The organism is Clostridium sp. 1001275B_160808_H3 (genome assembly GCF_015550425.1).
GTDB lineage: Bacteria > Bacillota > Clostridia > Clostridiales > Clostridiaceae > Clostridium.
The window spans coordinates 19,366-33,984 of the sequence record NZ_JADNAT010000004.1; the positions used below are offsets into that span (position 1 = coordinate 19,366).

Here is a 14,619-nt window from a genome sequence, read left to right on the forward strand (position 1 = left end):
AGTTTAAAAAGAGTAAGTTTAAAGGTATGGACGACTTGAAATGTGACATTAGGTCGTGTAAAATCTATATGTGACCATCAAATTAAAGAATTGTATTCGAAATTATACGAAAATCGAAAAGTTAATACATATCATTAAGTTTAATTCTCAGTCTATAAATTTGTTTTTCTATATTTGGTAGGAGATATTGATAAAAACTTCTTAAAGGTTTTAATAAAATATGACACATCGCCAAATCCAACTTCATAAGCAATTTCTGTTATAGATAAATTAGTATTAAATAAAAGTAATGTTGCTTTTTGAATTCTAAAATAATTAATGTATTGAGTACAAGTTTTTCCAGTTTGAGCTTTGAAGAATCTTAAGAAATGATATTCACTATATTGCGCTATATCTGCTAATTCTTTAATTGATATAGGGTTTTTATAATTGGTTTGAATATATTTAATAACTTCTTTTAATTTTTCAACTTTAATTAAATCACTATAGTTTTCGGAACTTACATTTAGCTTTACATAACCTTCTCTAAAAATAGTAGAAAAAATTAAAAATAAAGATCCTTTAATTTCTAGTTGAAATCCATGAAATTTAGTATTGTAGCTTTCTATTAAGTTATTAAAAGAATTAATTATTTTAGCATGTCCAACATTTGAAGATCTTATTATATTTGTAAAAAATAATTTGTTTTTCATTATAGGATTTACAAAGTTAATTTGAGAATAATCTAAAGTACACCCCTCTATTAAAGATAAATTAAATACAAGAGCTATATAAGATATTTTAGTATTTTCTTTACCTATCATATAATGAATAGCTCCACTAGGAATAATAATGAAATCTCCAGTAGTTACGCTAAATATTTTAAAATCTATACAAATTTCTGCTGAACCATCAAGTATGTATATAAACTCCATTTCATCATGCCAATGTGAATAGAAATCGGCTGAGTTTCTAAATTCTACATTATAGACTTCTAGAGGCAATTGAATATTTCCATGGTTAACTTGTTCTTTAAGTTGTAAATAACTTTTATTATCCATAATATCTCCTTTAAATAAAAAAAATAGCAGAATTGTTATAGCTATAAGCAGTTTTCAACGAGAAAAGTAATTCTAATAACAGTATAATACAAAAAGAAATAAATTTCATTATATTAACATCTTTATGATGGTGGAGGAGATTATGGAGGTTGAAGGAAGATTAAAGAGAGACTTAAAAAGTATAACTTGGCCATTATTTATAGAAAGCGCGCTTTTTTCTTTATTGGGTAGTGTTGATACAATAATGTTAGGAAGATATTCTGATAATGCTGTTGCAGCTGTAGGTGTATCTAATCAAATAATATGGATGCTAAATCTTATGTTTGGAATAATAACAGCTGGTACATCTATTTTAATTGCTCAATATTTAGGAGCAAAAAGTGAGCAAAAAACTATAATTCAGGTTGCAGGAATATCTATTGGTGTAAATACAATTATAGGGGTAATTATAAGTTTATTAATGTTTTTTTGTGGAACTGGAATGATGAAATTATTAAATAGCCCGCCAGAGTTAATAAATTTAGGAAATCAATATTTAAAGATAGTTGGTGGATTTATATTTATTCAAGCAATAACTATGACTTTTACAGCTATATTAAGGGCTCATAGTTTAACAAAGATATGTATGAATGCAACTATTATTATGAACATTGTAAACGTAATACTAAATTATATACTTATATTTGGGAAACTTGGATTTCCTAGTATGGGAGTTGCAGGAGCAGCTTTAGCAACTACTTTAAGTAAAGTTGTGGGATTGATAATTTTAGGAAAATCTACTTATGATTTACTTTTAAATAAGTTTAGGATATCTATGTTTATGCCATTTCCTAAAGATCATCTTATAAATATACTTAAGATTGGGGTTCCATCAGCTGCTGAGCAAATTTCATATAATTTATCTCAATTAGTTATAACGAGTTTTATAAATCTTATAGGGGTAAGTAGCATGGCTGCAAAAAGTTATGTTGGGACGATAGTTTGCTTTAGTTATATATTTGCATTAGCTGTAGGACAAGGCGGAAGTATATTAATAGGAAATTTAGTAGGAAATAAAGAAGATAACAAAGCTTATAAATTATGTATTTATACAATAAAAAAGGCAGTAATAGTATCAATAGTTATGAGTATTTTGATTGCTATTTCAGGCAAGGGTATTTTAGGATTCTTAACAAATAGCCAAGATATATTATCAATAGCAGTAATAGTATTTATAATAGAAATAGTATTAGAACCTGGAAGATGTATAAATATAGTAGGTATTAATGGATTAAGAGCAACAGGGGATGTTAGATTTCCAGTATACATAGGAATATTTTCAATGTGGACATTTGGAGTTGGACTAGCGTATTTACTTGGAATAAAATTAAATCTTGGTCTTGCAGGAGTATGGATAGCTTTTGCAGTAGATGAATGGTTCAGAGGGATATTAGTATTAATTAGATGGAAAACAGGAAAGTGGAAGGGAAAAGGATTTGTGAACAATTAACAATTGATAATTCATAATTGATAATTAAGGAATAAATTCTTTCGGGGTCAGAAGTAGAAGTTCTTTATTAAGTAAGCTTAGATAAATTAAATTATAAATTTTTTTAATTTTTAATTATTTTGTAACGAGTGTTACCGAATTGAATATAAAATCCTCATATAATGTAAACATAGAAGAAACAAATTAAGATTTAGATTATCAAGGGGGATTTTTTCGATGGAAAATAAGATGTTTTGTTTCCAATGTCAAGAAACAGCAGGATGTACTGGATGTACACAATTTGGAGTTTGTGGTAAATCACCAGATTTAGCAAGAATGCAAGATCTATTAGTATATACAACAAAAGGATTATCAGAAGTTACAACAAGATTAAGAAAAGAAGGAAAAGAAATTTCAGCTGAAATTAATCACTTTATAACATTAAACCTTTTTACAACTATAACTAATGCTAACTTTGACGATGAAATATTCTATGAAAGAGTTAAAAGAGTTTTAGAAATAAAAGAAGAATTATTAAATAAGTTATCAAACAAAGATGGTTTATCAGAAGCTGCATTATGGACAGCGACTACAAGAGAAGAATATGATGCAAAATCAAGAGAAGTTGGTGTATTAGCAACTAAGGATGAAGATATAAGAAGTTTAAGAGAACTTATAACTTATGGATTAAAGGGATTATCAGCTTACATGAAACATGCTAACGAATTAAGTTATGATAATGAAGAAGTAAGTGCATTTATGCAAGAAACTTTAGCTAAATTATTAAATGATAATTTAACAGTAGATGAATTAGTTGCTTTAACTTTAGAAACTGGTAAGGTTGGGGTAGACGGTATGGCTTTACTTGATAGTGCTAATACTGGAACTTATGGACACCCAGAAATGACAAAAGTTAATATAGGTGTTAGAAATAACCCAGCAATATTAGTTTCAGGTCATGATTTAAAAGACTTAGAACAATTATTAAAGCAAACAGAAGGTACAGGAGTAGACGTTTATACTCACTCAGAAATGTTACCAGCTCACTACTATCCAGCATTTAAGAAATATGGTCACTTTGTAGGAAACTATGGAAATGCATGGTGGAAGCAAAAAGAAGAATTTGAAAGCTTCAATGGACCAATACTAATGACAACTAACTGTATAGTACCACCAAAGGATAGCTATAAAGACAGAGTTTTCACAACTGGAGCAGCAGGATTCCCAGGATGTAAGCATATAGATGGTATAGATGGACAAGCTAAAGATTTCTCAGAAATGATTGAACTTGCAAAGAAATGTAAGGCTCCAACAGAAATAGAAAAAGGAGAAATAATTGGAGGATTTGCTCATAATCAAGTAATGCAACTTGCAGATAAAATTGTAGATGCTGTTAAGTCAGGAGCAATTAAGAAGTTCTTCGTAATGGCAGGATGCGATGGAAGAGCTAAGTCAAGAAATTACTACACAGATTTTGCAAAAGCTTTACCAAATGATACTGTTATATTAACAGCAGGTTGTGCAAAATATAAATACAATAAATTAGATTTAGGAGATATCGGTGGAATTCCAAGAGTTTTAGATGCAGGACAATGTAATGATTCATACTCATTAGCATTAATAGCATTAAAACTTAAAGAAGTATTTGAATTACAAGATATTAATGAATTACCAATAGCATTTAATATTGCATGGTATGAACAAAAAGCTGTAATAGTATTATTATCATTATTATATCTTGGAGTTAAGAATATCCACTTAGGACCAACATTACCAGCATTCCTATCACCAAATGTAGCTAAAGTACTTGTTGAAAACTTTGGTATCGGTGGAATCACTAATGTTGAAGATGATTTAAATATGTTCTTAGCATAATAAGAAGATTAAAAACTGATTATTAAAGTGAATTTTATTAATGACATCTAAAAATATTAAGAAGATGATTTCTGTACTTAGCAGAAGTCATCTTTTTTTTATTTGGGAAATTATGTTTATTAAAATTTATGATATTAATTTTTATAAGTAAGAGAAATATATAGTATGTAAAGATGATTTTTACTTAATTTTAAATCTGTAAATATGTATTTTTCATAGATAAAATAATCTAATATTTAAGATCATCAGAAGCAGGGCTTAGTTTAGAAATTAATATTTATTTTTTTGTTGAATGTTCATTAGCTTTACAATAAACTGTAACCTTAAAAGACAACACTAAATATTTTTTACAGATTTCTATTTTTAAGTAGCTTTGTCATTTCTTCGCCTGATTCTTGCATTCCTCTTAAAAACCATTCTTCAATCCATCCATAAATACCATTTGCAATAAAAGCAGCAGTGTAGGCACCAAAGTTTGGATACTCCGCCTTGGGTCCTAAAGCATCCATAATAATATCTTTAAGAAAATAGAAAATGCCTCTATCTCTTAGCAACAAATAAAAATCTTTATATTCTGTAATATAGGCAAATATATCCCCAAGAATATCATCATCGGTATGTTCACTATTTTTGGGGTACTTTTTATTCCATTCATTTAATGTCAAAGACATGTACTCTTTAATGATAGTGTCTTTATCGTCAAAGTTGCGATAAAAAGAAATACGACTGACTTGAGCAGCTGTAGTAATTTCACTTATAGAAATATCCTTCAGCTCTTTTTCTTTCAATAATTTAAGTAAAGCACTGGTAATCTGCTTTTTTACATAACTGGTTTTTTCAACATTATCCACGATGTTACATTTCTCCCTTCTTTGTATCATTTTTTAAAATCCATTGATTGAGCAAAAGTGAGATGTTACACTTGTTACATGTTGATGTTACACTTGTTACATTGAGATGTCAAGTAGAGTTAGGAGGAAAGTATTATGATATTTACAACAAAACGAGTAGTTATTCTTATTACTGTTATTCTTGTTGCTGCTGTATTAGGTAGATTGGCTGTAAGAGCTATTATGAATCTTATGTTAGGTGGCACAATGTTTGGAGGTAATTTACTATGAAAAATAAAATGAAGAAAGGAAAAAGAATGTTTATATTTATATGCATATTAGCATTTATTATTTCATTTGTTGGCTCAGCTATATTTAAAATAACCTATCAACCTAAGTGGGCTAAAAAATATTCTGTAGATTGGGATAACTCTATAGGTACAATTTATAAAGATATTTCTTACGGTGATAAAGAATCTAATAAATTTGATTTATATGTTCCAAAGGATAATTCAAAAGAAAATTATGGATTGATTGTCTATCTTCATGCAGGAGGTTTTACAACTGGAGATAAAAGTGGCGATGCAGCAATACTTGAATGGTTATGTTCTAAAGGATATGTAACTGCAGGTATAAATTATACACTTCGTACTGATGAAAATGGGGCTAGTGTTTATTCTCAATCTATGGAAATAAAAGAGGCTATGCCAGTTGTTGTAGAAGAAGCCAAAAAACTCGGGTATAATTTAAATGAAATGGTTATAAGTGGTGGCTCAGCAGGTGGAACACTTGCTATGTTATATGCTTATAGGGATGCTGAGGAATCTCCTATACCGGTTAAAATGATGTTTGAGATGGTTGGGCCATCAAGTTTCTTTGCTGAAGATTGGGATGTTTATGGACTAGATAAAAGCAATGAAGCAGCTGCGGGACTATTTGGAGTAATGCTTGGTAGTGAAATAGATAAAGATATTATTGGAACAGATAGACTTCAAGAAATAATTAAACCAATATCAGCTTATGCATGGGTAAATGAAAAATCAGTTCCATCTGTAATTGCTTATGGAAAATACGATAAAATATGTCCATTTAAAACTGCAAGACATCTAGTTAATGCATTAAAAGATAATAATGTAGATTATAAATATTTTGAAGCACAACATTCAGGACATGGACTTCAAAATGATTCTAAGCTATATGAAGAATTTATGGATACAGTTATTAGCTATTTAGATAAATATATGCCAGTAGAAAAATAAAAGTGAGGTAAAAATGCAAAAATTCTTAGAAATTATTGGAGTTATATTATTAATAATAATTGGAGGAGTGTTTATTTTATTAAAAGTAATAGAATACAGAGTGAATCATTACTATAATTATTTAGAAACTGAAAAAAATTTAGAAAAGAAGTATTCCGAGTTTGGAGAGTATGAAGTATCATTTAAATCCTTTGATGCTGATAGTGATGTATTTAAAAAATATGAAATATGGTATCCAACTGATTTAGAGAATAGTAATAAAAAATACCCATTAATTGTTGTTGCAAATGGTACTGGGATAACGGCATCAAAATATAAAGCCTTTTTCAAACATTTGGCATCTTGGGGATTTGTAGTAATTGGAAATGAAGATGAAAATTCAAGAAGTGGTGAATCTTCTTCAAAATCTTTAGACTATGTTTTAAAATTAAATCAAGATAAAAATAGTATTTTCTATAATAAAATAGATACTGATAATATTGGTATTGGTGGACACTCACAAGGTGGAGTTGGAACAATTAATGCTGTAAATAACTGGGGCAATGGTAAATTATATAAAGCAATGTATACAGCAAGTGCAACATCACCATTTTTTGGACAAGAAGGCCATCTTGGTACTGACTGGGCTTATGATGTAACAAAAATAAATATACCTTATTTCTTTATTGCAGGAACAGAATATTTTGATGCAGGAGAAGCAATAAGCATAGAAGAAACAACAGGTCAAGGAATATGCCCATTATATGCGATGAAGGATATTTATAGTAAATTAACTACTGAATATAAAGTTATGGGAAGATTAGTGAATGTAGACCACGGAGCGACATATCAAAAAGCAGATGGATATATGACAGCTTGGTTTATGTATTGGCTAAAAGATGATTTACAAGCTGGTGGTGTATTCTTTGAGGAGGATTCGGAGATACTTACAAACGCTAACTGGCAAGATGTTAAAATAAATAAGTAATACACAACTCTATAAAAAAGTAGAACTCAGTTTGTACCATTCTGCTTCTAAATATTAGTATATTGTAAATTAAAAATGTATAATATCAATATTAGTTTAAAGCAGAGACTTCGCAATAAACAATATTTGTAGTTTTTAGATGTACACTTTATATCATAGCTTTTTATTTTTTTTACCTATAATTTATGATAGTATTATAGTAATAAATTGTGAAGCAATTTATTAGTGAAGAGTTAATAGTAAAAAATTAAGGTTGTTTTGCTCTGATCTGCATGAAGGTTAAGGTAGCAACTAGTGATCCAACAATGATTGAATGGAGCCATTTGGCTCTATTTTTTGTTATTTTTAGAATAAGTATTTATTTGCTATTAAATTTCAAAAAAAAATATTTATTTTATATGGATAATTAGTAAAGTTTTTGAAACATTAATTAGTTTTTAAAAGTCTAATAAGTGAAAGCATCGATGCTAAGGAGGGAAATATGGATAATATTCTAAATTTAAAGGATAATGTAATTACCACATTTGATGAAAATATGCTTGTAAAAAAGGCTATTAATGGAGATAAAAATTCTTTTATTTGCATTTTAAAAAAATATAAAGTTTATTTATATAAAATTGCATATATGTATGTAAAAGATGATGAAAAGGCATTAGAAATACTGCAAGAGACAATAGTAAAAGGAGTTTTTAATATTCATAAGCTAAAAAATCCGAGTTACTTTAAAACGTGGATAACTAGAGTATTAATAAACGTAGCTATTGATATGAACAAAACAAATTCTAAAACGGACCAATTAGGAGAAGAGCATAATGTAATACAATATATCTCAGGTGTTTCAATAGAAGAAAAAATAGATTTATATAATGCAGTTGATTTGCTTAAAGATAATTATAAAACTGTAATAATAATGAAGTATTTTAATGATATGAAGATTAGGGATATTTCTGAGATAATGAGTCTTCCTGAAAATACAGTTAAAACATATCTTACTAGAGCAAAAGCTTCATTAAGGAAGATATTAAAGGAGGATTATTTAAATGAATAAAAGTGATTTTAATGATATAAAAATTCCTGAAAATATAGATGATTTTATAGAAGATTCATTCAATAATGCATATAAATTAAAAAATAAAAAAAGAACTAAGAGGATTTCAACTATAATAGCTGCTGGATTAATCTGTTTTATTATGTTAGGTGTCACCAGACCAACTATTGCAAGTGTAATACCACCACTTGAAAAAGTATTTGAGCAGTTGAATGATAGATTAATTAACGGGGGAAAAGGTGTTGATTATGCAACTGTAAATGAATCAATAAAGAATAACGGTGTTGAGGTAACGCTAACAGATGCTATATTTGATGGTAGATATTTATACGCATCATATATTGTGAAAAGTGATACTCCTTTTAAAACAGAAGAAATACCAATTAGTGAAAGACAGCTTTTATATCAAGGTAATGAAAAGTTAAGCTTCACCGATGAGAAACTTGATTCTTCAGGAATCTCTGGTCTTGAAGGTGTATTTACGGATGATAATACATTTGAAGGTGTAGAAAGATATGATTTAAGTTTATTAAAAGCTCCAATACCAGATGATTTTGAGTTTGAAATATTAATTAACTTATTTAGATGTTTTCCTAATGTTGGCGATGATAGAGCTGAATTAATGAGAGTAGGGGATTGGGGATTTAAAGCTAAAATAAATAGAGAAGAAAATTTATCTAAGAAGATTGAAATAAACTCTACTAATAGTGAGGGAATTGGCATTGGGGAGATTGTTGTGACTCCTTTTGAAGTAACTGTAACAACTTTACATCAAGACGGTACATCACATGGTTCATATGATGTAAGTGTCACTGATAAATATGGCAATAGCCTTAATCCAAAGGAAGGAAGATGGGGAGGAACATCATCTGATACTATATTTAATAAAATTAATTTAAAAGGTGATGAATTAATAATTAATATTTACAACAATTCTTCTAAAGATAAGTTACTATTTGAAAAGGAAGTTAATATAAAATGATTTTATTAATAGCAAAAATATAATTTATCTATTTAATAAAGAAGCATTAGAGATAAAGATTCCAAGTTTTCCATTAGATATTTATTAATAGTAAAAAATCAAGGCAATAATATTAAAAGTATTATTGCCTTATGTTATAATGAAGTATAGAAATAATATCAATTTATACTATTTGTTTGTAGAGGGGAAACAACGTGGATACTAAAAAGTTAATTAGGACTTTAGATGCAATAAGTTATGAAACTAAACTCGGAAAAAACTTAAAGAATACTCTTAGAAAAGTAGATAAAGAGATTTTAATGGAAGAACTTAATGACTATAGGTTGTTTTTAAAGAAAAGAAGAAGATTATTAGATGAATATACTTACAGAATAAAGTCATTACAATCTATAAATTTGAAGTATGATAGATATTATCCTACCAAAGAAATTGGAGCATGTTTCAATGATATATTAGGTATTAGAGTGATAGTTCTAGATTATGATATTAATTTGAATAATGAAAATATAAAACATGTAGATATGTCAAGTGGCAAGAAAAATGATGATGGATATAGAGGATATCATATTTACTATAAGAAGAGTAATTATCATTATCCAATTGAAGTACAGTTTTTTACCCAAAGAGATTATATCTTTAATATGTGGTTGCATAAATATGTTTATAAATATAAAGAAAATATGATAGGTATTAAATTAAAGGATTTATATGATAAAGGAATAATCCAAAATGAAGATGATTTTAAGGAGGAATTAGATAAATGTATTATATATTAGTTAAGAATTTTAATTCTGTAGGATCAATTGTATATGGATCAAATGATTCTAAAGAAGTTGATATGATAGATGATTTATTGAATTATAAATTGGATGGAAAAGAGAAACAGGTTGTATTATTATCTAACTTAGAGATGTGGAAAGAATACGAACCATTTAATATGACACATAGTGTTGGTGAATTTATTGATAAAGCAATGCTTAATTAATAAATTATAAGGCTATTATCAAGTTGATTTTTATAACTTGATAATAGCTATTTTTATTGAACTACTGACAAATAATTATACAGAAATTATATCTTTGAGCCTCAAAACGGGAGTCGATTAGTTTTACAATAGCTTTTTATTTTTTTTATGTATAATTTATGATAGTATAATATTAATAAATTACAAAGCAATTTAAATTGATAATGGACAATTGATAGTGGATAATTAAGGAGGTTTTGCACAGCAAAACTTAAATTAAATTGGTGCGCAGCACCTTTTATTTAAAAATCCCTGGGGTTTTTTCTTAATTGTCCATTATGCATTATCAATTATCAATTATAAAAATGTTCGCATTTTTATACAAAGGAGAGTTCGTATGATAGATATATTAAAGAATACTTGCTTTTTTAAAGGGATTTCTGAAGATGAAATAGGAGAAATTTTAAAAAGCGAATCATATATAATAAAATCTTATAAAAAGGGTGAAGTAATAGCAAACCAAGGAGAAAAGTGTAATAGTTTATCTGTTGTAATTGAAGGAAAGGCTGTAATACAAACTATATATGAAAATGGAAAAGTATTAACATTATCCTATTTTAATGTAAGTGATGTATTTGCAGAAGCACTATTATTCTCTAAAGAGAAGGAATATCCTGCAACAGTTATGGCTTTTGAAAATTGTAAGGTATTATCTCTTCCTAAAAAAAGTGTTTTAGGAATAATTCAAAAAAATACAAAATTTACAGAAAACATATTAGAACTTTTATCTCAAAAAATAGTTATATTAAATAGAAAAATAAATTTAATAGAATTAGATTCAATAAGAAGGAAGATATGTAAGCTTTTACTTGATAATTATAAAAGAAATAATACATTTTCATTAAAAATATCATCTAAAAAGGATTTAGCTGAAGAACTTGGAATACCAAGGCCATCTCTTTCAAGAGAACTAATAAATATGAGAGATATGGGGCTTATAGAGTTTACTTTAAAAGAAATAACTATATTAGATCTTGAAGGGCTAGAAGATGAATTTTTTATTTAGTAATAAAAATAAATAGGCAGACCCTATGAAAGAAGTCTGCCTATTATTTGGTATATATAAATTGTAAAGGGATAACTTAAATTAACCCGTGCAACAAATATATTATAATGGAATATTTTAATAAATTAAATAGAATTTAGAGAATTTAGCATAATTGCCAAAAAAGTTTAATAATCTTTGTATAAATTCTATATGAAAAATATTATATAGATAAAATTCTGAAAACTATATGTACCATTGGAAAAATATATGATATAATGGGGTCATAATTATTTAATGTGCTAAGAGAAGTTAGAGTTAAGCATAAAAATAAGATTTAAGTCTTATTTTTGTGCTTTTTTTGTTATCTAAACACAGATTACAGTGATAATTTAAATTATAAAAAATTGGTTAAACTAAATTTAAATAATATTAATGGGGGTATATATATGTATGATGTTGCCATAATAGGAGCTGGTGTTATAGGAGCTTCTATTTTTAGAGAACTAACTAAATTTAATTTAAAAGTTGTAATTTTAGAAAAAGAAAATGATGTAGCCATGGGAACTACAAAAGCAAATTCAGCTATAATTCATTCTGGGTATGATCCGGAGTATGGAACGCTAATGGCAAAATACAATGTAAAGGGTAATGAAATGTTTGAAGACTTATGCAAAGAGCTATCTGTACCCTTTAAAAGAAATGGTTCATTAGTAATAGCTTTTAATGAAGAAGAGTTAGAATTATTAAAAGTTTTATATGAAAATGGTATTAAAAATAAAGTAAAGGGATTAGAACTCTTAAATAAAGAAGAAGTTTTATTAAAAGAGCCTAATTTAAATGATGATATATTAGGTGCATTATATGCTCCAACAGGAGGAATAGTAGGACCATTTGAATATACAATAGCTTTAATTGAAAATGGTATAGAAAATGGGGGAGAAATCAAATTAAGTAGTGAAGTTATAGGAATAGAAAAAGATGATATTTTTAAAATTAACATAAAAGATAAAGAAACAGTAGAAGCAAAATACGTAATAAATGCAGCTGGTGTTTATTGCGATAAGATTCATAACATGATATGTGAAGAGAAATTTGAGATAACTCCAATTAGAGGAGAATATTATGTAATTGATAAGAATGAAGGTAAGATGTTTGAACACACTATATTTCAATGTCCTACAAAGCTTGGAAAAGGTGTACTAGTTACTCCAACTGTTCATGGAAACTTGATAGTAGGACCGAATGCAGAAACTATTGAAGATAAAGATTCAGTAAAAACAACAAGTAAAGGTTTAGAATATATAAAAGAAACTGCTTCAAAGACAACAAATAAAATAAATTTTAGAAATTCAATTAGAAATTTTTCAGGCTTAAGAGCACATTCTGATAATGGAGATTTTATTATAGAAGAAAATGAAGATGTTAAAGGATTTATAGATGTAGCTGGTATGAAGTCACCAGGATTATCTGCTGCTCCAGCAATAGCTATAGATATATTAGATATATTAAAAAATGCAGGACTTAAGATGGATAAAAATGATAAATTTAATCCATATAGAGAGCAAATCAGATTTATGGAACTTTCATTAGAAGAAAGAGCTGAGGTAATAAAAAAGGATAGTAGATATGGAAGAATCATATGTAGATGTGAACAAATAACTGAAGGAGAAATAGTAGATGCTATAAAAAGATCCTTTGGAACTATTTCATTAGATGGAGTAAAGAGAAGATGTAGACCAGGAATGGGAAGATGCCAAGGGGGATTTTGTGGACCACGTGTTCAAGAAATTATATCTAGAGAGCTTAATATACCGTTAGAAAATATAGTTTTAGAAAAAGATGGTTCATATATTTTAACTGGAAAGTCAAGATAGGGGGATAATTATGAGTTATGATTTAATTGTAATAGGTGGAGGTCCTGCAGGTCTTGCAGCTGCATATGAAGCTTATTTAAATGGAGTAAGAAATATCTTAATAATTGAAAGAGATAGAGAGCTTGGAGGGATACTAAACCAATGTATTCATAATGGATTTGGACTTCATACTTTTAAAGAGGAGCTTACAGGTCCAGAGTACGCAGACAAGTTTATAAAGTTAGTTCAAAGTAGTGAAATAGATATTAAACTTGATACAATGGTTCTAGAAATAGAAGAAGATAAAAAAATACATGCAATAAATTCTAATGATGGCTATATGATTTTGGAAACAAAGGCAATTATATTGGCAATGGGATGCAGGGAGAGAACAAGAGGAGCTATAAATATTCCAGGGGATAGACCTTCAGGGGTATATACTGCAGGAGCAGCTCAAAGATATATAAATATGGAAGGATATATGCCGGGCAAAGAAGTGGTAATCTTAGGCTCAGGTGATATAGGACTTATAATGGCTAGAAGAATGACATTAGAAGGTGCTAAGGTAAAAGCAGTTGTAGAGCTTATGCCATATTCAAATGGACTTAATAGAAATATAGTTCAATGCTTAGAAGATTATAATATACCATTATATTTATCACATACAGTTGTAGATATAATTGGAGATAAAAGACTAGAAAAAGTTATAATTTCAAAGGTTGATGAAAATAAGAGACCTATAAAAGGAACAGAGTTAGAATTTGAATGTGATACATTGCTATTATCAGTTGGATTAATTCCAGAAAATGAGTTATCAGATAAAGTAGGAATAGAATTAGATAGAAGAACTAATGGACTTGTTGTAACAGAAAGCATGGAAACTAATGTTGATGGAATTTTTGCTTGTGGAAATGTAGTTCATGTACATGATTTAGTGGATTTTGTTACTGAAGAGGCTAAACATGCTGGAAAATCAGCTGCAAAGTATTTGAAAAACATATTAAAGAAGGAAAATTATATAAATATAAAAAATGGTAATGCTATAAATTATACTGTTCCTCAAAAGATTTGTATAGAAGATATAGATGAAAAATTGACTGTATTTATGAGAGTAAATAATGTCTATAAGGATAAAGTGCTTGTTGTTAAATCTGGAAATAAAGAAGTTACAAGGCTAAAGAAAAGGCATTTAGCACCATCAGAAATGGAGAGAGTAGTCTTAAGTAAGAAGCTATTAAGCAATATAGAAGAAGATTTAATTATTTCTTTAGAGGATGGTGAATAA

14 protein-coding genes are annotated in these 14,619 nt (G+C 27.9%); 12 read left to right on the plus strand and 2 right to left on the minus strand.

The features are described from left to right. Positions 1-152: 152 nt before the first annotated feature. A complete protein-coding gene (locus tag I2A75_RS04170; protein WP_195263221.1) occupies positions 153-1,040 on the minus strand; it encodes an AraC family transcriptional regulator in 888 nt (295 codons plus the stop codon). 142 nt (positions 1,041-1,182) lie between these two features. Here I2A75_RS04170 and I2A75_RS04175 point away from each other — a divergent pair, with 142 nt between their 5' ends. Continuing rightward, the gene (locus tag I2A75_RS04175; protein ID WP_195263222.1) at positions 1,183-2,529 is read left to right on the plus strand and encodes an MATE family efflux transporter; all 1,347 of its coding nucleotides are present in this window, start codon (positions 1,183-1,185) and stop codon (positions 2,527-2,529) included. A 216-nt stretch (positions 2,530-2,745) separates the two neighbouring features. Beyond that, positions 2,746-4,383 carry a hydroxylamine reductase gene (hcp, locus tag I2A75_RS04180; protein ID WP_195263223.1) on the plus strand — a complete coding sequence of 546 codons (1,638 nt, stop codon included), beginning with the start codon at positions 2,746-2,748 and terminating at the stop codon, positions 4,381-4,383. Positions 4,384-4,730: 347 nt separating this feature from the next. Here the strand turns inward: hcp and I2A75_RS04185 are convergent, their stop codons facing one another. Then, positions 4,731-5,234 (minus strand): TetR/AcrR family transcriptional regulator, encoded by a 504-nt coding sequence (locus I2A75_RS04185; protein ID WP_207733756.1) that lies wholly within the window; start codon positions 5,232-5,234, stop codon positions 4,731-4,733. Positions 5,235-5,369: 135 nt separating this feature from the next. Between I2A75_RS04185 and I2A75_RS18080 the strand changes: the two genes are divergently transcribed. The 10 genes from I2A75_RS18080 to I2A75_RS04230 all read left to right on the plus strand — a co-directional run bounded on the left by I2A75_RS18080 (position 5,370) and on the right by I2A75_RS04230 (position 14,619). Beyond that, positions 5,370-5,504: a hypothetical protein gene (locus I2A75_RS18080; protein ID WP_279325024.1), complete on the plus strand. Its 135-nt coding sequence runs from the start codon at positions 5,370-5,372 to the stop codon at positions 5,502-5,504. Next, entirely contained in the window at positions 5,501-6,472 is a 972-nt protein-coding gene (locus I2A75_RS04190) for an alpha/beta hydrolase (protein WP_195263225.1), read from the plus strand. The genes I2A75_RS18080 and I2A75_RS04190 overlap by 4 nt, the downstream gene beginning before the upstream one ends. A 13-nt stretch (positions 6,473-6,485) precedes the next feature. Further along, positions 6,486-7,439 (plus strand): alpha/beta hydrolase, encoded by a 954-nt coding sequence (locus I2A75_RS04195; protein ID WP_195263226.1) that lies wholly within the window; start codon positions 6,486-6,488, stop codon positions 7,437-7,439. 481 nt (positions 7,440-7,920) lie between these two features. Beyond that, the gene (locus tag I2A75_RS04200; protein WP_195263227.1) at positions 7,921-8,487 is read left to right on the plus strand and encodes a sigma-70 family RNA polymerase sigma factor; all 567 of its coding nucleotides are present in this window, start codon (positions 7,921-7,923) and stop codon (positions 8,485-8,487) included. Beyond that, on the plus strand, positions 8,480-9,469 hold the full coding sequence (locus I2A75_RS04205) for a DUF4179 domain-containing protein (protein WP_195263228.1): 990 nt from the start codon (positions 8,480-8,482) through the stop codon (positions 9,467-9,469). Before I2A75_RS04200 ends, I2A75_RS04205 begins: the two co-directional genes overlap by 8 nt. Positions 9,470-9,663: 194 nt before the next feature. Next, positions 9,664-10,245, plus strand: a complete 582-nt coding sequence (locus tag I2A75_RS04210; protein WP_195263229.1) for a hypothetical protein — start codon at positions 9,664-9,666, stop codon at positions 10,243-10,245. Then, positions 10,230-10,454, plus strand: coding sequence for a DUF6718 family protein (locus I2A75_RS04215; RefSeq protein ID WP_195263230.1), 225 nt, complete (start codon positions 10,230-10,232; stop codon positions 10,452-10,454). The genes I2A75_RS04210 and I2A75_RS04215 overlap by 16 nt, the downstream gene beginning before the upstream one ends. 376 nt (positions 10,455-10,830) lie before the next feature. After that, positions 10,831-11,499 carry a Crp/Fnr family transcriptional regulator gene (locus tag I2A75_RS04220; RefSeq protein WP_195263231.1) on the plus strand — a complete coding sequence of 223 codons (669 nt, stop codon included), beginning with the start codon at positions 10,831-10,833 and terminating at the stop codon, positions 11,497-11,499. 428 nt (positions 11,500-11,927) lie between these two features. Further along, positions 11,928-13,355, plus strand: coding sequence for an NAD(P)/FAD-dependent oxidoreductase (locus tag I2A75_RS04225; protein WP_195263232.1), 1,428 nt, complete (start codon positions 11,928-11,930; stop codon positions 13,353-13,355). Between the two features lie 10 nt (positions 13,356-13,365). Then, positions 13,366-14,619: an FAD-dependent oxidoreductase gene (locus I2A75_RS04230; protein WP_195263233.1), complete on the plus strand. Its 1,254-nt coding sequence runs from the start codon at positions 13,366-13,368 to the stop codon at positions 14,617-14,619.